Origin of the sequence: Streptomyces toyocaensis (assembly GCF_000725125.1) — a bacterium.
In the GTDB taxonomy this organism is placed as follows: Bacteria; Actinomycetota; Actinomycetes; order Streptomycetales; family Streptomycetaceae; genus Streptomyces; species Streptomyces toyocaensis.
Map to the genome: position 1 here is coordinate 1 of NZ_JFCB01000026.1, position 19681 is coordinate 19681.

Genomic DNA, 19681 nt, shown 5'->3' on the forward strand with positions numbered 1-19681 from the left:
TTTCCTCCGGGCGCTTCCCTTCGGTGTTTCCGACTCTATCAGATCCTTTCGGTCCTGATTCCCGGTCGGCGGGTTTTGCCGTCGAACCTTCGGCTTTCGCCTGTCGGCCTTTCGACATTCACTACGTTAGCCGATTCCCCCGCTCGATTCATAATCGGGCTCCGCGGTTCTGAATTCAGACATGCGGACACGTCGAATTCGACCCCGCTGAGGGGTGATCGTAGGTAGTGGGTTGGCCGCTTCCGGCTGCAGGCGATCGCCGTACCCGGTTCAAGCGGCTCGGGCCACATTACGCACCTTCCATGGTCGAGTCAACTCCGTCGGCGCCGCGGGACGTGGGCCCGGTACGGGCTCACCGTGGCGTCGTTGGCAACCCAGTAGCGCCATGGGTGCACGGCTCCGTCACCGGAGACTCCGGTGCGCGGTCCGTTGCTCACCTGGTCGGAGGGGGCGGGGGTGCCGGTGAGGATGCGGAGCGGGGTGTCGCCGGCGGCACAGGCGTCCGTGCCGTTGAGCGAGCGGTCGACACCGAGGGCCGTCGCCAGGCGGGCCGGGCCTTTGGCCAGTTCCTTGTCGCTGCGGGCCGAGAGGCGGCGGGTGCGGGCCAGCTCGGCGCCCTCGGTGATCTCGCCGGCCCGGAGCAGTACGGCGCTCGCCCGGCCCTCGGGACCGCACACCAGGTTCATGCAGAACCACATGCCGTAGGTGAAGTAGACGTACACGTGACCGGGCGCACCGAACATCACCTCGTTGCGGGCCGTGCGGCCGCGGTAGGCGTGGGAGCCCGGGTCGTTCGGTCCGTCGTAGGCCTCGACCTCGGTGAGACGGAGGGCGATCGGACCGTCCGGGGTGCTGCGGACCAGGGTCCGGCCGAGGAGATCGGGTGCGACCTCGAGGACAGGGCGGTCGAAGAACTTCCTGGGCAGGGGCGTACGGTCGGGGGTCGCGATCATGCCGTCCGAGGGTACTGGAGACGGGACGTGCCACGGGGTGGTCACCGGGCACCGCAGTCGTCAGGGTGACGGGGACGGAACCGGTCACGGCCGGATCGCGTTGATAGGGATCAGCGGTCCTTACGCAGAAGCGATGGCAGGACGACAGAGGGAGAGACATGGCGTTCAAGAAGCTGCTGGCGAGTCTGGGAGCCGGTGGGGCCTCGGTCGAGACGGAGCTGCACGAGGTCAACGTCGTACCGGGCGGGGTCGTCCAGGGCGAGGTGCGGATTCAGGGCGGGTCCGTGAATCAGCAGATCGAAGGGCTGTCGGTCGGGCTGCAGGCCAAGGTCGAGGTGGAGAGCGGCGACCAGGAGTACAAGCAGGACATCGAGTTCACGAAGTCGCGGCTGGGTGGCGCCTTCGAGCTCCAGGCGGGTGCGGTGCACGCGGTGCCGTTCGGCCTGGAGATCCCCTGGGAGACGCCGATCACGATGATCGACGGGCAGGCACTGCGCGGGATGAACATCGGTGTGACCACCGAGCTGGAGATCGCGCGTGCCGTGGACTCGGGTGACCTGGACCCGATCAACGTGCACCCGCTGCCGGCGCAGAAGGCGATCCTGGACGCGTTCATCCAGTTGGGCTTCCGGTTCAAGAACGCCGACATGGAGCGCGGCCACATCCGGGGCACCCGGCAGAAGCTGCCCTTCTACCAGGAGATCGAGTTCTTCCCGCCGCAGCAGTACCGGGGTCTGCACCAGGTCGAGCTGAGCTTCGTGGCCGACGAGCAGGCCATGGACGTGGTGCTGGAGATGGACAAGAAGCCGGGTCTGTTCAGCGAGGGCAGTGACACCTTCCGGTCCTTCAAGGTCGGGCTGAACGACTACCAGGGGACCGACTGGACGGCGTACCTCAACCAGTGGCTGTCGGAAGTCGGCAGCAGGCGCAACTGGTTCTAGGCTCGGTTCGGACCGAACGCCGAACGATCAGGAGGTATCGAGGTGACCGAGCTCAAGCGGCGGCCGCTCCCCCACGACTTCCATCCGCCCGTGCCGTCGTTCACGGTGACGAGCGACGACGTGAAGGAAGGGGCCACGCTCAAGGACGCTCAGGTTCACGCGGCCGGGAACACCTCACCACAGCTGCGCTGGGAGGGCTTCCCGCCGGAGGCCAAGAGCTTCGCCGTGACCTGCTTCGACCCGGACGCCCCGACGGGGAGCGGGTTCTGGCACTGGGTGGTGTTCGACATCCCGGCGTCGGTGACCGACCTGCCGGCGGGTGCGGGCAGCGGCACGTTCGACGGGCTGCCGGAGGGCGCCGTGCAGGTGCGCAACGACTACGGCAGCAAGGACTTCGGCGGTGCCGCGCCGCCGCCCGGGGACGGGCCGCACCGGTACGTGTTCACGGTGTACGCGGTGGACCAGGAGAAGCTGGGTCCCGACGCGGACGCGTCTCCTGCCGCGGTGGGCTTCAACCTGCGCTTTCACACGATCGCCCGCGCCCACCTGATCGGTGAGTACGAGGTGCCCGCGGAGTCCTGAACCCGGTCCTGACGGCTCCGGCCGTTCACGGAACGTTTGCCCGCCCCTGGTCTTGGAATCGATCAGGGGCGGGCATTTTTGTTGCCGGAGGCCGCGGGAGTCCGCTCCCGGGGAGCAGCAGATATTGCGTTGTCCATCTCGGCGTGCCCGGCCAGAGTTGATCCGAGCCCGCCGAGGGGTGGGCCGGTGCACACGGGAGGTGGGCTGGTATGCGGGACACGCTGGTGCTGAACGCGAGCTTCGAGCCGTTGTCGACGGTGACGCTGAACCGAGCCGTCGTTCTGGTGCTTCAGGACAAGGCCGTCGTCGAGCAGGCCCACCCCGAGCTGCGGATGCGCGGTGCCGAGGTCGACATACCGGCGCCCCGCGTGATCAGGCTCTGCCACTATGTGAGGGTGCCGTTCCGAAGACAAGCGCCCTGGTCGAGGCGGGGTGTCCTGGTGCGGGACCGGCACCGGTGCGCGTACTGCGGGCGGCGGGCGACGACCGTGGACCACGTGGTACCGCGGTCGCACGGCGGTCAGGACACGTGGCTGAACACGGTGGCCTCGTGTGCGGAGGACAACCACCGGAAGGCGAACCGGACGCCCGAGCAGGCGGGGATGCCGCTGCTGCGTGAGCCGTTCGAGCCGACGCCGGCCGATGCGATGCTGCTGGCGCTGGGCGCCGAGGAGTTCGAGGCGCTGCCTGAGTGGTTGGCGCTGGACGCGGCGTGAACGGCTTGGCCGTAGGGGCGTGGCTCGCTGCACGACTGCGGGTGCGTGGTGGCCTGTCGCGCGGTTCCCCGCGCCCCTGAGGGGTGCGGGGAGCGCGTGTTCGGGTGCTCTAGTCGATGGAGGGCTTCTCGCGGCGTTCCTGGGCGGGGACGTTGGCCGGGGCGGAGTTGCCGTTGCCGCCCATGCCGCCGAAGTTGCCCATCGCCCCGGACAGGCCCTTGAGGGCGTCGCCGATCTCGCTGGGGACGATCCAGAGTTTGTTGGCGTCGCCCTCCGCGATCTTCGGGAGCATCTGGAGGTACTGGTAGGAGAGCAGCTTCTGGTCCGGGTCCCCGGCGTGGATCGCCTCGAAGACCGTGCGGACGGCCTGGGCCTCGCCCTCGGCGCGCAGGGCCGCCGCCTTGGCCTCGCCCTCGGCGCGCAGGATCTGGGACTGCTTCTCACCCTCGGCGCGCAGGATCTCGGACTGCCGGACACCTTCGGCCTGGAGGATCGCGGCGCGCTTGTCGCGGTCGGCGCGCATCTGCTTCTCCATCGAGTCCTGGATGGAGGTGGGCGGTTCGATCGCCTTGAGCTCGACGCGGTTGACGCGGATGCCCCACTTGCCGGTGGCCTCGTCGAGGACGCCGCGCAGCGCCGCGTTGATCTCCTCGCGGGAGGTGAGGGTCCGCTCGAGGTCCATGCCGCCGATGATGTTGCGGAGTGTGGTGACGGTGAGCTGCTCGATCGCCTGGATGTAGCTGGCGACCTCGTAGGTGGCGGCCCGGGCGTCGGTCACCTGGTAGTAGATGACGGTGTCGATGTTGACGACCAGGTTGTCCTGGGTGATCACCGGCTGGGGCGGGAACGGGACGACCTGTTCGCGCAGGTCGATGCGGTTGCGGATGGTGTCGATGAACGGGACCACGATGTTGAGGCCCGCGTTGAGCGTCCGCGTGTACCGGCCGAAGCGCTCGACGATGGCGGCGCTGGCCTGTGGGATGACTTGGATCGTCTTGATCAGGGCGATGAAGACCAACACCACCAGGATGATCAGGACGATGATGATCGGTTCCATCGTCGGTTCCCCGAACCCTTCTTAGCCTCGGCGCCTACGGCAGATCGTGTACCTGTGGAAGATCTCGCAGTTGAAGATCTTGCCGGTCGAGTCTGTCAGACCATCGGTACAACTGGGGGCTTGTTCGCTCCAGTTGTGTCGTGGCGGGTCACATGACGATCGCCGTGGCTCCCTCGATGTCCACGACGTCCACTTCCTGGCCTGCTTCATAGGCGCGGCCGGCGTCGAGGGCGCGTGCCGACCAGACCTCGCCGGCCAGCTTGATCCGGCCGCCCGAGCCGTCGACGCGCTCCAGCACCACGGCCTGTCTGCCCTTCAGGGCGTCGACTCCGGTGGCGAGTTGGGGCCGCTGGGCCCGGTGTCTGCTGGCGATGGGCCGTACGACCGCGATGAGCGCCGTCGAGACGACGGCGAAGACGGCGACCTGGGCGACCGCTCCGCCCCCGAAGATGCCGGAGACCACTGCCGCGGCGACGGCGCCCACCGCGAGCATGCCGAGTTCGGGCATCGCGGTGATCACGAGGGCGATGCCGAGTGCCGCCGCGCCGATCAGCCACCACAGCCATGCGTCGATGTCCACCTGCTCATGGTAGGACCGCGCACCCGGTCGCCGACAGGGCACCGACCGGTTTGAACGCGGCGCCCGGCTCAGGGTTTTGCCCCTCGGGGAGGGTTCAGGACATCGGGAGGCCCTGGGCTGTCCAGCGGTCGCCGACCTGTTCGACGACGAGCGGGAGGCCGAAGCAGAGGGAGAGGTTGCGGGAGGTGAGTTCCAGTTCGAGCGGACCGGCCGCGAGGACCTTGCCCTGGCGGATCATCAGGACGTGGGTGAAACCGGGTGCGATCTCCTCGACGTGGTGCGTGACCATGATCATGGAGGGGGCGATCGGGTCGCGGGCGAGCCGGCCGAGACGGCGTACGAGATCCTCCCGGCCGCCGAGGTCCAGTCCGGCGGCGGGCTCGTCGAGGAGCAGCAGCTCGGGGTCGGTCATCAGGGCGCGGGCGATGAGGGTGCGCTTGCGCTCGCCCTCGGAGAGGGTGCCGAACCTGCGTTCCAGGTACTCGGACATGCCGAGACGGTCGAGGAAGGCGCGGGCACGCTGCTCGTCGATGTCCTCGTACTCCTCCTGCCAGCCCGCGGTCATGCCGTAGGCGGCGGTGAGCACCGTCTGCAGGACGGTCTGCTTCTTGGGCAGCTTGTCGGCCATGGCGATCCCGGCCATGCCGATGCGGGGACGCAGCTCGAAGACGTCGGTGCCGGGGGTGCCGAGGGTCTCGCCGAGGATGGTGGCGGTGCCCTTGCTGGGGTAGAGGTAGCTGGAGGCAACGTTGAGGAGGGTGGTCTTGCCGGCGCCGTTCGGGCCGAGGATGACCCAGCGCTCGCCCTCCTTGACCGACCAGGAGACCTGGTCCACCAGAGCCCGGCCCTCACGGACCACGGATACGTCCTGAAGCTCCAGAACATCGCTCATGAGCGCGTTGTCTCCCCTTGCAGTGTGGCCGGTCTCGGCTGTCGCGTACGCCTGTGGGTCGGTCCGCCGCACCCGTGGGCGCAGCCCTCCATGAAATCTACGCCACTGGTCGGGCCGGGCATTCCATCGGTCCGGTTCTCGGGTGCTGTCTAGGCTGGGGGCATGCTCTCGGAACCACGCTCTGGACGCCTCGCCGCTTGGGGCAATGCCCTTTTCGCCGGACTTGTCTCTCCGGATGAGGCCGTGCTCGCCGTCGTCGAGGAGGACGCGCTGCACCGCGTGGAGGGGCTGCCGGGCGAGTCCGCGCCCGTGGGGCTCACGCTGGCGCTGGGGCGGCTGCGGACGCTCGGGGTGGCCGGGCTGCGGGTGGCGCTGCCGGCGCCGGGGCATCCGCTGGGGCTGAGCGGGCCGCCGGAGTTCAACGCGCGGGCGCTGGAGGCGGAGGAGGCGGTGGTCTGCTCCGGGGCCGCGTGGGGGCTGGTGCCGGAGGTGTTCGGGGCCGGGCCCTCGGGTGATGTGCATGTCGAGGTGGTCTGGCACTGTCTGCCGGTGCGGGAGGCGCCGCCCGCGGACGTGCCCTCGCTGGGCGAGGCGGAGCGGGAGCTGGCGGAGGCGTTGCGGGAGGCGACCGAGGTGCTGACGCGGCTGGATGTGGCCGGGTCGGGGCCGGTGGCGGAGGCGGCGATCGACGCGTACCGGGCGCGGGCGCTGGCCTCGCGGGGGCGGCAGGTGCTGGCGCCGGGGTATCCGGCTCGGGCGGTGCGGGTGCTGGAGTTGGCGCAGCGGGTGGGGTCGTTGGTCTCGTTGGCGGGGGCGCAGGGGCACGGGGGTGCGGTGAGTGCGTCGGAGATGGGGGCGGCTGCTGCCGCGTTGCGGCCTGTCGAGCGGACGGCTCGGCGGGCGCAAGTGGCTGCGTACAACTCCGTTGTGGAGGAGCGGGGGGTGGGGTGAGGTGCCTTGGGGGGTGACCGGGGCGGTGGGGTGACCTGAGTCGGTGCGGGCCGGGGGGTGTTCGCGCAGCCCTGCGCCGGCGGGGTGCCGTCGCGCCCACCCGTGCCGCCCCAGCGGCACGACTGCCCGCGGGCACGCGAGGAGCGCGGGGGATGCCAGCAGCGCGGAGAACGCAGGAACGCGGAGACGCGGGGGATGCGCGGGACGCGGGAACGCGCGGGACGCGGCGGACGCGCGGGACGCGGCGGACGCGCGGGACGCGCGGGACGCGGCGGACGCGCGGGACGCGGCGGACGCGCAGGACGCGCGGGACGCGCAGGACGCGCGGGACGCGGCGGACGCGCAGGACGCGCGGGACGCGCAGGACGCGCGGGACGCGCAGGACGCGCGGGACGCGCGGGACGCAGAACGCGGCGGACGCGGGACGCCGCGGACCGCGGGGGTAGGCGTGGGGGTGGTTTGGGGGGTGGGGGCCCCGGTGCCCGGGTGGGGCCGGGTGCCGGGGCTCGGGTGGTGTCAGTGGTTGACGGCGGTGTTGCCGAAGGCCGGGTTCAGCAGGCCGATGACGTTGACGCTGTTGCCGGACACGTTGACCGGGACGTCGACCGGGACCTGGATGACGTTGCCGGAGACGACACCCGGCGAGCCCACGGCAGTGCCGTCGGCGTGGCTGCCGTCGGTGGCGGAGGCCACTGAGGTGCCGGCGGCGAGCAGACCGCCGGCCACCATCGTCACGGCCACTGCCTTCTTCAGGTTCTTCACTTTCCGAGCCCTCCTCGCGGTGACTGCGGCAGGCGCCGCAGCGTGCACTGGAGAACGGCCGGCGTGACCGATGGATACGGCCGTCCGGAGGACATTCCCACTACGGTATGAATCTCGGATCGGAAGGGAACCTTCCGCCCGGTCGGGGGCGTCCCGGGTCAGCCGCTGAGCCCGTGACGCACGGCCCACAGGGCGGCCTGGGTGCGGTCCGCCAGGTCGAGTTTCATCAGGATGTTCGAGACGTGGGTCTTCACGGTCTTCTCGGAGAGCACCAGGGCGCGGGCGATCTCCCGGTTGGCGCGGCCGTCCGCTATCAGACCGAGCACCTCGCGCTCCCGTTCGGTGAGGGAGCCGGCGCGCCCGTGCCCGGGGCTGCCCTCCTCCTGGGAGAGCAGCGCGCCGGCCACCTCCGCCTGGAGGAGCACGTGCCCGGCGTGCACGGAGCGGATGGCTCCGGCGAGCGCGTCGGGGTCGACGTCCTTGTACACGTAGCCGGCGGCGCCCGCCCGCAGGGCCGGGACCACTGTGCGCTGTTCGGTGAAGCTCGTGACGATCAGCACGCGCGCGGGGTGGTCGAGTGCACGGAGCCGGCGCAGCGCGTCGACGCCGTCCATGCCCGGCATCTTGACGTCCATGAGGATGACGTCGGGCGTCAACTCTCCCGCCAGGGCGACTCCTTCCGCGCCGTCCGCGGCCTCGCCGACGACCTCGATGTCGTCCTGCACCTCCAGGAAGGTGCGCAGGCCCCGGCGTACCACCTGGTGATCGTCGACCAGCAGCACCTTGATCGGTTCAGCCACCGGGGACCTCCATCTCGATCGTGGTGCCCTTCCCGGGCGCCGATTCCACGGTCAGCGTGCCGCCGACCCCGCTTGCCCGGTCCCGCATGGAGACCAGGCCCAGATGGCGGCCGGCGCGGCGGACGACCCGCGGGTCGAACCCGCTGCCGTCGTCGCTGACCCGCAGGACCGCTCCGCCGCCACGGCGGTCCAGGGTGACGTCCACGTGGTCGCCGCCGGAGTGCCGCAGGGCGTTGTGCAGCGCCTCCTGGGCGACGCGCAGCACCGCCTCCTCCTGGGCGGCGGGCAGGGCGCGTACGCCGTGGCCCGCGAAGGTCACGCGCGCGGTGTGGGCCCGGTCAAGGACCTGCACCTGGTTGCGGAGGGTGGCGACCAGGCCGTCCTCGTCGAGGGCAGCGGGGCGCAGCTCGACGACGGCCGCGCGCAGTTCGTCGGCGGCCTCCGCGGCCAGGGCCGCCACCTGCTGGAGTTCACCCTTGGCGCGGGAGGGGTCGCGGTCCACCAGGCGGGCGGCGGCCTGGGCGGTGAGCCGCAGGGAGAACAGTTTCTGGCTGACGGCGTCGTGCAACTCGTGGGCGAGGCGCGAGCGTTCCTCGGCGATGGTCAGTTCACGGCTGCGTTCGTAGAGGCGGGCGTTGGTGAGGGCGATGGCGGCGTGCTGGGCGAAGATGCCCAGCAGCTCCTCGTCGTCCTCGGTGAAGCCGCAGGTGCCCTCCGGCCTGGGGCACCGCTTGTTGGCGAGGAACAGGGCGCCGATGACCTCGTCGCCGTCGCGGACGGGCAGTCCGAGGAAGTCGGCCAGTTCGGGGTGGGCGTGGGGCCAGCCCTCGAACCGGGGGTCGCGGCGTACGTCGGCGAGGCGCTGCGGCGTGGCCTCGTTCAGCATCGCGGCGAGGATGCCGTGCTGGCGCGGCAGCGGGCCGATGGCCTTCCACTGGTCGTCACTGACGCCGTCGACCACGAACTGGGCGAAGCCGCCGTGGTCGTCGGGGACGCCGAGCGCGGCGTACTGGGCGTCGAGGAGTTCGCGGGCCGAGGCGACGATCGTCTTGAGGACGTCGCGGACCTCGAGATGCCTGCTCATGGCCAGCAACGCGGAACTCACCGCGGTGAGGCCGGACCGGGGACCGTGGCTCATGTCCTCACGGTACCGGCGGGCCGTGACGGCACGGATCGGGCAGCCGTCGGCCGCCGGCCGGGGCGATGGTCCTAGGTCCGGGGTCCGGTGCGCGTGTGCGGTGGCGTAGGACCGGGGGCCCGGGGCCGGCGCCGTAGGCCGAACGGACCCGGGTGGCTGCGTCCCCGGCCCGAGGCGACGGCGGCCGGCTCGTCCCTACGGTGAGGCACGCCGATCACGTTACGACGACGAGGGGACGGGTTGCCATGCCGGTTGCGATCATCACGGGGGCTTCGAAGGGGCTCGGGGAGGCGCTGGCCCTGGCGCTGGCGGAGCGCGGCTGGGATCTGGTGCTGGACGCCCGGGGGGCGGTCCCCCTCGCGGAGGCGGCGGGGCTGGTGTCGGCGCACGGCACGCGCGTGACCGCGCTGCCCGGGGACGTCACGGACGCCGGGCACCGCGCGGAGCTGGTGGCCGCGGCGTGGCGGCTGGGCGGGGTGGACCTGGTGGTGCACAACGCCAGCGCGCTGGGCGCCGAGCCGCTCGTGCGCCTGGAGGACCTGCCGCTGGAGGGGCTGCGGCGGGCGCTGGAGGTGAACGTGGTGGCGGCGCTGGGGCTGGTGCAGGAGGCGCTGCCGCTGCTGCGGGCCGCGCCGGCGGGCGCGGTGGTCGTGGTGAGCTCGGACGCCGCGGTGGAGGCGTACCCGACCTGGGGCGGGTACGGGGCGTCCAAGGCGGGCCTGGACCAGCTGGCGGCGGTGCTGGCGGCGGAGGAGCCGGGCCTGCGGGTGTGGGCGGTCGATCCCGGCGACATGGCGACGGACCTGTATGCGGCGGCCGTACCGGACGACGACGGTCCGCGGCCCGAGCCGGCCGGGGTGGTGCCCGCCTTCCTGCGGCTGCTGGACGAGCGTCCGCCGAGCGGCCGCTACGGTGCTCCGGCACTGCTGGAGGAGCGGCGGTGACGCTGACCGTCCGGGTGCCGGAGGAGCTGTCCGCACGGGTGCCGGCGGAGCGGCGCGGTCCGGGTCTCGACCGGGACTCGGTGCGGCTGCTGGTGTCGCGGGGGACGGAGGTGTCGCACCACGCCTTCGTGGAGCTGCCGCGGCTGCTGCGGCCGGGGGATCTGCTGGTGGTGAACACCTCCCCCACGCTGGCCGCGGCCGTCGACGGGTGGATCGGGCACGCGCGCGTGGTGGTGCACTTCTCCACGCGCGGTGACGACGGACGCTGGGCGGTCGAGCTGCGGGATCCCGACGGGCGCGGCACCACGCGTGCGCGCGCGGGGGCGCCCGCGGGTACTGAGGTGCGGCTGGCCGGTGGTACGCGGCTGGTGCTGGAGGAGCCGCTGGACGGGCGGGGCGAGCGGCTGTGGTGGGCGCGCGCGTCCCGGGACGTGGCCGCGGTGCTGCGGGAGCACGGACGGGCCATCCGGTACGCGTACACGGAACGGGACCAGCCGTTGTCGGCCTACCAGACGGTGTTCGCGCTGCCGTCGCCGGACGGCGCGGGGAGTGCGGAGATGCCGAGTGCGGGGCGTCCGTTCACGGCGCGGATGGTGGCGGAGCTGGTGAGCCGCGGGGTGCAGTTCGCGCCGGTCACGCTGCACACCGGGGTGGCTTCGGCGGAGGCGCACGAGCCGCCGTATCCGGAGCGCTACGTGGTGCCGGAGCCGTCGGCGCGGCTGATCGGCGCGGCGCGGGCGGGGGGTGGCCGGGTGATCGCGGTGGGGACTACGGCCGTACGGGCCGTGGAGTCGGCGGCCGGGGCGGACGGGGTGGTACGGGGCCGGGCGGGATGGACCGACCTGGTGGTGACGCCGGAGCGGGGGGTGCGGGTGGTGGACGGGCTGCTGACCGGGCTGCACGAGCCGGAGGCCTCCCACCTGCTGATGCTGGAGGCGGTCGTGGGGCGGGCCGCGATAGACCGCGGGTACGAGGAGGCGCTGCGCGGGCGCTACCTGTGGCACGAGTTCGGGGATGTGCACCTGGTCCTTCCCCGGTGAGGTGACCCGGGTCTCCTCACGCAGAGCATTGCTCACGCAACCAGCGGTGAGCCCGCCGCGCCCCCGGTGTGAGGCCGGGCATAGGGCGCACATCACGTACGAAGGGGATTAGGAGAGGCAAACCGTCCACATGAACGGTGCGTACTGCCCTTTCCACCTCACTTCGCCCCTCCCCGGTCCACTACCCGGCTTCGTACGTCACACCTTTGCCCGGCCATTTTGCGGCCGCTAAGAATGGCTCCGTCGCTCAGCGCCGTGGGTTTCGAATCCTTCGAATCCGCGGCGTTCGTGCCGGAAGAACCAAGTCCCCACCGGACGTGAGCGACCTCCGCGCTATTCGAAGAGGTCCGTCCCACATGTCTCACATGTCCAAGAACTTCCTCACCCGTGGCCACAGTCGTGCCCTGACCCGGCACCACAAGCTCGCCGCCGCCGGAGTCGCCGCCCTCGGTGCCGCCGCCATCGGTCTCTCGGCCGTCCCGAGCGACGCGTCCACGACCACCACGACCGAGCCGGCCGCCGCGCCCACCGCGAAGGTCGCCTACAGCACCGAGCAGATCGAGGGCGTCAAGGCCGACGTCACGGACCAGCTCGCCGGCGCCAGTCTGAAGGCCGAGCAGATCGCGGCGAGGAAGCAGGCCGCGGCCGAGGCCGCCGCCGAGAAGAGGGCCGCCGCTGCCGCCGCGAAGGCCGAGGCGGAGGCCAGGGCGGAGAAGGCCCGCCAGGCCGAGGAGGCCGCCAGCCGTGCCGCCGAGCGCGACGAGGTGAAGAAGGCCGCCCCCAAGTCCGCCCCCAGGTCCTACGGCAACAACCTGGACGGCTGGATCCGCGAGTCCCTGGCCATTCTGAAGAAGCACGGCATCCCCGGCTCCTACGAGGGCATCCACCGCAACATCATGCGGGAGTCCTCCGGCAACCCGAAGGCGATCAACCTCTGGGACATCAACGCCCAGAACGGCATCCCGTCCAAGGGCCTGCTGCAGGTGATCCCGCCCACGTTCGAGGCGTACCACGTCCCGGGCACCCCGAAGAACATCTGGGACCCGGTGGCCAACATCACCGCCGCCTGCAACTACGCGGCGGACAAGTACGGCACCATGGACAACGTCGACAGCGCGTACTGAGGTCGGCGCGGACCTCTTCACGCGAACACAGACGCCGAAGGGCGGCACCCTCCTGACGGGGTGCCGCCCTTCGGAGTGCGTACGGCGCGGGCTACTTGCGCATGACCTCGGGCTCGTGGCGGCGCAGGAAGCGGGCCACGAAGAAGCCGCAGACCACGCCGAGGACGAGCAGCGCGCCCATGTCCATCGCCCAGGCCCCGACCGTGTGCTCCCACAGCGGGTCGGTGTCACCGGCCGTCTCCGGCGGGCTGATCCTGTTGAAGTCCAGCGTGGCGCCCGACGCGGCGACCGCCCAGCGCGACGGCATCAGGAACGAGAACTGGTTGACGCCGATCGAGCCGTGCAGCGCGAAGAGACAGCCGGTGAAGACGACCTGGATGATCGCGAACATCACCAGCAGCGGCATGGTCTTCTCGGCGGTCTTCACCAGCGAGGAGATGATCAGGCCGAACATCATCGAGGTGAAGCCGAGCGCCATGATCGGCACGGAGAGCTCCAGCATCGTGAAGCCGCCGAAGACCAGGCCCTCCTCCGGGATCTCCCGGCTGGAGAAGCCGATCACGCCGACCAGCAGACCCTGAAGCACGGTGATCGCGCCGAGCACGAACACCTTGGACATCAGGTACGCCGAGCGGGACAGGCCGGTGGCGCGCTCCCGCTCGTAGATGACCCGTTCCTTGATCAGCTCACGCACGGAGTTCGCCGCGCCCGCGAAGCAGGCACCGACGGCCAGTATCAGCAGGACCGTGGTCGCCGTGCCGTTCGGGATGATCCGGCCGGTCTGCGGGTTGGGCGGGTTGGGCAGCAGGCCCTTGTCCGCGTCGATGAGCAGGCTGACCGCGCCGAGGACCGCCGGCAGGATCACCATCAGGGCGAGGAAGCCCTTGTCGGAGGCGATCACCGAGACGTAACGGCGCACCAGTGTGGTGAACTGCGACATCCAGCCCTGCGGCTTCGGCGGCTTCATCGCCTGCATCGCCGGGACCTGCACGGACTGCGGGGCGACCGCGTCGATGTCAGCGGCGTACATCTGGTAGTGCTGCGAGCCCTTCCAGCGCCCCGCCCAGTCGTAGTCGCGGTAGTTCTCGAAGGCGGAGAAGACGTCGGCCCAGGTGTCGTAGCCGAAGAAGTTCAGGGCCTCCTCGGGCGGGCCGAAGTAGGCGACCGAACCGCCCGGCGCCATCACCAGCAGCTTGTCGCAGATCGCCAGCTCCGCCACCGAGTGGGTGACGACGAGCACGGTACGGCCGTCGTCGGCCAGGCCGCGCAGCAGCTGCATGACGTCGCGGTCCATGCCCGGGTCGAGGCCGGAGGTCGGCTCGTCCAGGAAGATCAGCGACGGCTTGGTGAGCAGCTCCAGGGCCACGGAGACGCGCTTGCGCTGACCGCCGGACAGGGACGTGACCTTCTTGCCCTTGTGGATGTCCAGCTTGAGCTCGCGGAGCACCTCGTCGATGCGGGACTCGCGCTCGGCGGCCGTGGTGTCGGCGGGGAAGCGGAGCTTGGCCGCGTACGTGAGGGCCTTCTTGACGGTCAGCTCCTTGTGCAGGATGTCGTCCTGCGGGACCAGACCGATGCGCTGGCGCAGCTCGGCGAACTGCTTGTAGAGGTTGCGGTTGTCGTAGAGGACCTCGCCCTGGTTGGCGGGGCGGTAGCCGGTGAGCGCCTTGAGCAGGGTGGACTTGCCGGAACCGGACGGGCCGATGACCGCGATCAGCGACTTCTCGGGCACGCCGAAGGAGACGTCCTTGAGGATCTGCTTGCCGCCGTCGACCGTGACGGTCAGGTGGCGGGCGGAGAAGGACACCTCACCGGTGTCGACGAACTCCTCGAGCCGGTCGCCGACGATCCGGAACGTGGAGTGGCCGACGCCCACGATGTCGGTGGGGCCGAGCAGTTGCGAGCCGCCCTTGGCGATCGGCAGACCGTTGACGTACGTGCCGTTGTGCGAGCCGAGGTCGCGGATCTCCATGCGCCCGTCGGGCGTCGAGTGGAACTCGGCGTGGTTGCGGGAGACCTGGAGGTCGGAGACGACCAGGTCGTTCTCCAGCGCACGGCCGATGCGCATCACGCGGCCGAGGGAGAACTGGTGGAACGTGGTGGGGCTGCGATCGCCGTAGACCGGCGGCGCCCCCGCGCCGCCGCCGGGCCCCTGCTGCTGCGGGATGTGCGCCGCGGGCTGCTGCGGTGCCGGCTGCTGCCAGCCGGGCTGCTGCTGTGGCGCCTGCTGGGCCCAGCCGGCGTTCGCGCCCTGGGCGGCGTACGGCTGCTGCCGCGGCTGGGCCTGCGGTGTGGCGGCCGCGGCGCCGGCGACGGCGCCGGACAGCGTCACGCGCGGCCCGTCGGTCGCGTTGCCCAGGTTCAGCACCGTGTCGGAGCCGAACTCCAGGTGGTGGATGCGTTGCCCCTGCACGAACGTGCCGTTGGTGCTGCCGTGGTCCTCGATGACCCAACTGCGCCCGTTGAAGCTGATCGTGGCGTGACGCCAGGAGACCCTGGCGTCGTCCAGTACGACGTCCCCCTGCGGATCGCGTCCGAGGGTGTAGGCCCTGGACGGATCGAGCGTCCAGGTCCGTCCGTTTGATTCCAGTACGAGTTCCGGCACTCCATGCCCCACTGAGTTGTCCCCCGATTTTCCCCCATCGCAGGGAGTCTAGGGATGTCGAACATCGGGGGGAACTATTTCAGGCTCGGCCCTCTGACCGAAAGTCGGGCCTTGTCACGAGCGCGCGACAAGGCGTAGACGGTGTGCGTCGACGGGGTTGAAATCCGCCCGGCAGGTGGTAAACCACGCGAGGGGGACATGCGCGGCCTTCTCGCCGCGCCGCGGATCGGGGGGTCTGCCATGAGTGTTGCGACGGGCACCGGCGCCGAGGGGCCCGGCACGCGCGTGCCGTGGGTCGACGTGGTGATGTCGGCGGTCGCCGCGGTGAGCTGGTCGTTGATCGGGATGGCGGGGACAGCGGCGCTCGGGCTGCGCCTGCTGGAGGCGGACGCGGCCGGTTCGCTGGGTCCGATGACGGCCGCGGTGGTGGCGTTGGGGGCCGGGGGTTCGGTCACGCCGTCCGGCGAGGTGTCCGCCTTCGGGCTGTCGGGCGCGGAGGCGGACACGGCCGTACGGGTCGCCCCCCTGGGCGTGAGCCTGGTGGGGGCGCTGCTGCTGGCGTACTTCTTCCTGCGGTCCCTGCGGGCGGCGGGAGTTGTGGTCTCCCCCGGTGAACTCCTCGCCCGCGCGGGCGCGGTGGTGGCGTTGTTCGTGGCGATGGCGGGCGGACTGGTCTGGGCCGGGCACGACGTCGTCACCATCGACGGGGGCTCGCTGGGGCCGGCCGACCTGCCGGGCGGGGGCGGGCTTCCCGGACTGGGCGACGTCGGCGGGTTGCTGCCCGACCGGGTCGGTGACCTCGTCGGCGCCCGGGCCGCGGTCGGGTTCACCGTCGACACGGTGCCGACGCTGCTGGGCGGCCTCGGCTGGTCGGCCGGTGTGCTGCTCGTCGCGCTGCTGGCGTCCCGCCGGACGCCCCTGCCGCGCGGCTGGGGCGCCGTGCACCGTGTCGTGCGGCCGGCGGCCTCCGCCGTGGTCACGGTGCTGTTGACGGCGGTGGCGGCCGGCCTCGCGGCGGCGGGGTACGCGGCGGTCGGCGACGACCGGCCCCGGCGGATCGCGGGCGCGGCGCTGCTGGGGGCGCCGAACGGGGTGTGGCTCGGGCTGCCGACCGGTCTGTTCGTCCCCTGGGACGGGCGGGCGAGCGGGGCTCTGCTCGACGTACTGCCCCACCCGGTGGACGACCTGCTGCGGGTGGGGTCCGAGGAGCCCGTCACGCTGGGACGGCTGGCCGGGCTCGACGGCCGGGTATGGCTGCTGGGGGTGGCCGCCGCGCTGACGATGGTGCTGGCCGGGGTGCTGACGGCGGTGCGGACGCCGGTGGCCGCGGGGCGGCCGGGGGTGGCGGGCTTCGCCGGACGGTGTGCGCTGCGCGTGGGCGCCGTGACGGCGGTGACGCTGCCGCTGCTGGTCCGGCTGACGGAGGTGTCCGCGAACGCGTCGCTGTCCGTGCTGGGCTTCGACGCGTTCGACGCCGGGATCGAGCTGCGCGGGCATCCGGGCACGGCGCTGCTGCTGGGCGCGGTGTGGGGTGCGGGCGCGGGCGCGGCGGGGGCGCTGGCGGCATGGGCGAGCGGGGCGGCGGGGACCCGGGTGGCACGCCTGGCACGGGGTGACGGGGAGGCCGGGGAGCCGGTACGCGGGACGAACGCCGTGGAGGGCGAGCGTGCGGAGTGGGACCCGGGGCGGCGGGAGGACGGGCGGGCGGGGCCGTACGCGCCGAGAGCTCCCCACCGGCCGCCGGATCCGTACACCAACCCGTATCTGCGGGTGCCGCCCGGGTCGGTGAGGGGCCCGGAGGGTGCCCGGCCGCCGGGACCGGCACCTCCCGGTGGTGCCCGTGGGAACCTCGGGGACGTCTCCGGTGCGCCCACCGTGATCGGGCCCGTCGGGCCGCCCGGACGACGGCCGCGGCGCGGCCCCGGAGCACGGGGCGAGGACGGGCCGGCAGACGGAGGACGGCCGACGTTGTGGCCGGACGACGGACCCCCACCGCCACCGCCTCCCCCGCCGGCACCGCGCAGGCCGGACGGCGGGCGCTGACCCGTGCCCGTGCGCGGCGCCGCGCACGGGGAGGGCGGCCGGAGCGGCCGCCCTCCGGCCCGCGGACATGGATACCGGGCGAACGGCGGACGGACAGTGCCGGACGGGTGGCCGGTGGAGGTGGCCGGTGGGCACCGGGCCGGCGGACGATGACGGAGTGGTGCGCCGACGGCCGCCCCCGCGGTGCGCACCGGTGGGTCGTGGCGGCGGGCCGGCGGACGGTCGGGAGGATGCGGGGACGGGGTGCTTCACGAGCGGCTCGCGAGGGCGCCGGCGGCCGGGACGCCGGGAGCCGTGGGCGCTGTCCGGCTGGCGGACCTCGGAGGCGGGGGGCACTGCGTGCCGGATACGGTGGGAGACACCATGAGCGCATCGCAGACCCCCGACGTTCCCACTCTCCTTGTCAAGATCTTCGGCAAGGACAGGCCGGGCATCACGGCCGGCCTCTTCGACACCCTCGCCGCCTACTCCGTCGACGTGGTCGACATCGAGCAGGTCGTCACTCGCGGCCGCATCGTGCTGTGCGCGCTCGTGAGCGAGCCGCCCGAGGGGCTGGAGGGGGACCTGCGGGCGACCGTCCACAGCTGGGCGGAGTCGATGAAGATGCAGGCGGAGATCATCTCGGGCAAGGGCGACAACCGTCCGCGCGGACTCGGCCGTTCCCTGGTGACCGTGCTGGGCCATCCGCTCACCTCGGAGGCGACGGCGGCGATAGCCGCCCGGATCACCAAGGCCGGCGGCAACATCGACCGCATCTTCCGGCTCGCCAAGTACCCGGTGACGGCCGTGGAGTTCGCGGTGTCCGGCGTGGAGACGGAGCCGCTGCGGACCGCGCTGGTGACCGACGCGGCGCGCCTGGGCGTCGACATCGCCGTGGTCGGGGCGGGGCTGTACCGGCGGGCGCAGCGCCTGGTCGTCATGGACGTGGACTCCACGCTGATCCAGGACGAGGTCATCGAGCTCTTCGCCGCGCACGCCGGCTGCGAGGACAAGGTCGCCGAGGTGACGGCGGCCGCGATGCGCGGGGAGCTGGACTTCGAGCAGTCGTTGCACGCGCGCGTGGCGCTGCTCGAAGGGCTGGACGCCTCCGTGGTGGACAAGGTGCGCAGCGAGGTACGGCTGACGCCGGGCGCGCGCACCCTGATCCGTACGCTGAAGCGCCTCGGCTATCAGGTGGGTGTGGTCTCGGGCGGTTTCACCCAGGTCACCGATGATCTGAAGGAGCGGCTGGGGCTGGACTTCGCCCAGGCGAACACCCTGGAGATCGTCGACGGCAGGCTGACCGGCCGGGTGACGGGCGAGATAGTGGACCGGGCGGGCAAGGCCCGGCTGCTGCGCCGGTTCGCGGCCGAGGCGGGGGTGCCGCTGTCGCAGACGGTGGCGATCGGTGACGGTGCGAACGACCTGGACATGCTGAACGCGGCGGGACTCGGTGTCGCCTTCAACGCCAAGCCGGTGGTGCGCGAGGCCGCGCACACGGCGGTGAACTTCCCCTTCCTGGACACCGTCCTCTATCTGCTGGGTGTCACGCGCGAGGAGGTCGAGGCGGCCGACACGCTCGCCGTCGACTGAGCCGCGGGACCGGTTCCGGTCAGGGGGCGTGCGCGGGCCCGGCACCGGCGTACGCCGGGGTGCCGGGCCTCCGCCGGCCGGGTGGGCCACCCGGCCGGGGCGCCCGGTGTCACTCGGACGGTGCCCAGTAGTCGGCCAGGGTGGCGACGCCGGGCTCGAGCGACTTCCAGGAGCCGGTGAAGGTCAGCACGGCGAACGCGGCGGCCGGGTAGCCGCGGCGGCTCATGCGCTCACGGGCATCGCCCTCGGCCGCGCCGGCCAAGATGTCGGCGAGTCCCTGGATGCCGGGGTTGTGGCCGACCAGGAGGACGTTCTGCGCGTCGTCGGGGGTCTCGTTGAGCAGGGCGATCAGGTCGCCGGGCGAGGCCTCGTAGATCCGCTCCTCGTAGACGGTCCTCGGTCGCCGCGGGAACTCGTGGACCGCGAGCTTCCAGGTCTCGCGGGTCCGGACCGAGGTGGAGCACAGGGCCAGGTCGAAGGCGATTCCGGTATCGGCGAGCTTGCGCCCGGCCACCGCGGCGTCCGTACGGCCCCGCTCGGCGAGCGGGCGCTCATGGTCGGACACCGGGGGCCAGTCGGCTTTCGCATGCCGGAAAAGGACAATCCTGCGGGGTTCTGCGACGCTCATGCACCCCAGCTTCGCATGAAACAGGCCACGGGGCGCAGGGAGTTGACCGGCGGTTCCGGGGTCTCAGCGGCCCATGAGCTGCTGCGCGCGCTCGACGAGGTGGGCGATCCCGGGCTCTCCGGCCGCCGCGTGGGCGTCGGAGGGGTTGAGGACGAGGGTCAGCAGGGCCACGAAGGCAAGCGTGGGAAGAGCCACGGCCCACCACGGCAGCCGGGTGTCGGCGCCGCCCCGGGGGGCCGGACGGGGCCGGGTGTGCGTGTGCGCCGGCATGGGGGCCTCCGCTCTTCGTGGGGTCCGTGGTCCGCCCGTCGCGGCCACATCTCGAAGGTACGGACCGGCCGGGCCTCAACCCA

19 protein-coding genes are annotated in these 19681 nt (G+C 72.0%); 9 read left to right on the forward strand and 10 right to left on the reverse strand.

Annotation, left to right across the window (positions count from 1 at the left end):
• Positions 1-311: 311 nt before the first annotated feature.
• Complete coding sequence (locus BU52_RS24080) at positions 312-953, reverse strand: DNA-3-methyladenine glycosylase (protein WP_037937911.1); 642 nt, start codon at positions 951-953, stop codon at positions 312-314.
• A gap of 158 nt (positions 954-1111) precedes the next feature.
• Between BU52_RS24080 and BU52_RS24085 the strand changes: the two genes are divergently transcribed.
• From BU52_RS24085 to BU52_RS24095, 3 genes are all read left to right on the forward strand, one after another.
• Positions 1112-1894: a sporulation protein gene (locus tag BU52_RS24085; RefSeq protein WP_037937914.1), complete on the forward strand. Its 783-nt coding sequence runs from the start codon at positions 1112-1114 to the stop codon at positions 1892-1894.
• A 42-nt stretch (positions 1895-1936) separates the two neighbouring features.
• On the forward strand, positions 1937-2476 hold the full coding sequence (locus BU52_RS24090) for a YbhB/YbcL family Raf kinase inhibitor-like protein (protein WP_037937916.1): 540 nt from the start codon (positions 1937-1939) through the stop codon (positions 2474-2476).
• Between the two features lie 209 nt (positions 2477-2685).
• Positions 2686-3192: an HNH endonuclease gene (locus BU52_RS24095; RefSeq protein WP_037937918.1), complete on the forward strand. Its 507-nt coding sequence runs from the start codon at positions 2686-2688 to the stop codon at positions 3190-3192.
• 109 nt (positions 3193-3301) lie between these two features.
• Here BU52_RS24095 and BU52_RS24100 read toward each other — a convergent pair whose 3' ends face one another.
• From BU52_RS24100 to BU52_RS24110, 3 genes are all read right to left on the reverse strand, one after another.
• Entirely contained in the window at positions 3302-4249 is a 948-nt protein-coding gene (locus BU52_RS24100; protein WP_037937919.1) for an SPFH domain-containing protein, read from the reverse strand.
• Positions 4250-4397: 148 nt separating this feature from the next.
• Entirely contained in the window at positions 4398-4829 is a 432-nt protein-coding gene (locus tag BU52_RS24105; protein ID WP_037937920.1) for an NfeD family protein, read from the reverse strand.
• A 94-nt stretch (positions 4830-4923) separates the two neighbouring features.
• A complete protein-coding gene (locus BU52_RS24110) occupies positions 4924-5721 on the reverse strand; it encodes an ABC transporter ATP-binding protein (RefSeq protein WP_037937921.1) in 798 nt (265 codons plus the stop codon).
• Between the two features lie 162 nt (positions 5722-5883).
• Here BU52_RS24110 and BU52_RS24115 point away from each other — a divergent pair, with 162 nt between their 5' ends.
• Positions 5884-6672 (forward strand): hypothetical protein, encoded by a 789-nt coding sequence (locus BU52_RS24115; RefSeq protein ID WP_037937923.1) that lies wholly within the window; start codon positions 5884-5886, stop codon positions 6670-6672.
• A 516-nt stretch (positions 6673-7188) separates the two neighbouring features.
• Here the strand turns inward: BU52_RS24115 and BU52_RS24120 are convergent.
• From BU52_RS24120 to BU52_RS24130, 3 genes are all read right to left on the reverse strand, one after another.
• Complete coding sequence (locus tag BU52_RS24120) at positions 7189-7434, reverse strand: chaplin (RefSeq protein WP_037937925.1); 246 nt, start codon at positions 7432-7434, stop codon at positions 7189-7191.
• A gap of 158 nt (positions 7435-7592) precedes the next feature.
• Positions 7593-8234 carry a response regulator gene (locus BU52_RS24125; protein WP_037937927.1) on the reverse strand — a complete coding sequence of 214 codons (642 nt, stop codon included), beginning with the start codon at positions 8232-8234 and terminating at the stop codon, positions 7593-7595.
• Complete coding sequence (locus BU52_RS24130; RefSeq protein ID WP_037937930.1) at positions 8227-9372, reverse strand: GAF domain-containing sensor histidine kinase; 1146 nt, start codon at positions 9370-9372, stop codon at positions 8227-8229. Before BU52_RS24130 ends, BU52_RS24125 begins: the two co-directional genes overlap by 8 nt.
• A 245-nt stretch (positions 9373-9617) precedes the next feature.
• Here BU52_RS24130 and BU52_RS24135 point away from each other — a divergent pair, with 245 nt between their 5' ends.
• The 3 genes from BU52_RS24135 to BU52_RS24145 all read left to right on the forward strand — a co-directional run bounded on the left by BU52_RS24135 (position 9618) and on the right by BU52_RS24145 (position 12480).
• The gene (locus BU52_RS24135) at positions 9618-10316 is read left to right on the forward strand and encodes an SDR family NAD(P)-dependent oxidoreductase (protein ID WP_037937933.1); all 699 of its coding nucleotides are present in this window, start codon (positions 9618-9620) and stop codon (positions 10314-10316) included.
• Positions 10313-11356, forward strand: coding sequence for an S-adenosylmethionine:tRNA ribosyltransferase-isomerase (locus tag BU52_RS24140; protein ID WP_037937934.1), 1044 nt, complete (start codon positions 10313-10315; stop codon positions 11354-11356). Before BU52_RS24135 ends, BU52_RS24140 begins: the two co-directional genes overlap by 4 nt.
• Positions 11357-11721: 365 nt before the next feature.
• Positions 11722-12480 carry a transglycosylase SLT domain-containing protein gene (locus BU52_RS24145; protein ID WP_037937935.1) on the forward strand — a complete coding sequence of 253 codons (759 nt, stop codon included), beginning with the start codon at positions 11722-11724 and terminating at the stop codon, positions 12478-12480.
• Positions 12481-12571: 91 nt separating this feature from the next.
• On the opposite strand, the gene BU52_RS24150 is transcribed toward BU52_RS24145, so the two are convergent.
• A complete protein-coding gene (locus tag BU52_RS24150; RefSeq protein ID WP_200881271.1) occupies positions 12572-15085 on the reverse strand; it encodes an ABC transporter ATP-binding protein/permease in 2514 nt (837 codons plus the stop codon).
• 240 nt (positions 15086-15325) lie between these two features.
• Here BU52_RS24150 and BU52_RS24155 point away from each other — a divergent pair, with 240 nt between their 5' ends.
• Complete coding sequence (locus BU52_RS24155) at positions 15326-17128, forward strand: streptophobe family protein (RefSeq protein WP_051858559.1); 1803 nt, start codon at positions 15326-15328, stop codon at positions 17126-17128.
• A 363-nt stretch (positions 17129-17491) separates the two neighbouring features.
• Entirely contained in the window at positions 17492-18700 is a 1209-nt protein-coding gene (gene serB, locus BU52_RS24160; RefSeq protein WP_037937939.1) for a phosphoserine phosphatase SerB, read from the forward strand.
• Between the two features lie 109 nt (positions 18701-18809).
• Here serB and BU52_RS24165 read toward each other — a convergent pair whose 3' ends face one another.
• On the reverse strand, positions 18810-19328 hold the full coding sequence (locus BU52_RS24165) for a SixA phosphatase family protein (RefSeq protein ID WP_037937941.1): 519 nt from the start codon (positions 19326-19328) through the stop codon (positions 18810-18812).
• A gap of 63 nt (positions 19329-19391) precedes the next feature.
• On the reverse strand, positions 19392-19598 hold the full coding sequence (locus BU52_RS24170; RefSeq protein ID WP_037937942.1) for a hypothetical protein: 207 nt from the start codon (positions 19596-19598) through the stop codon (positions 19392-19394).
• Positions 19599-19681: the final 83 nt, after the last annotated feature.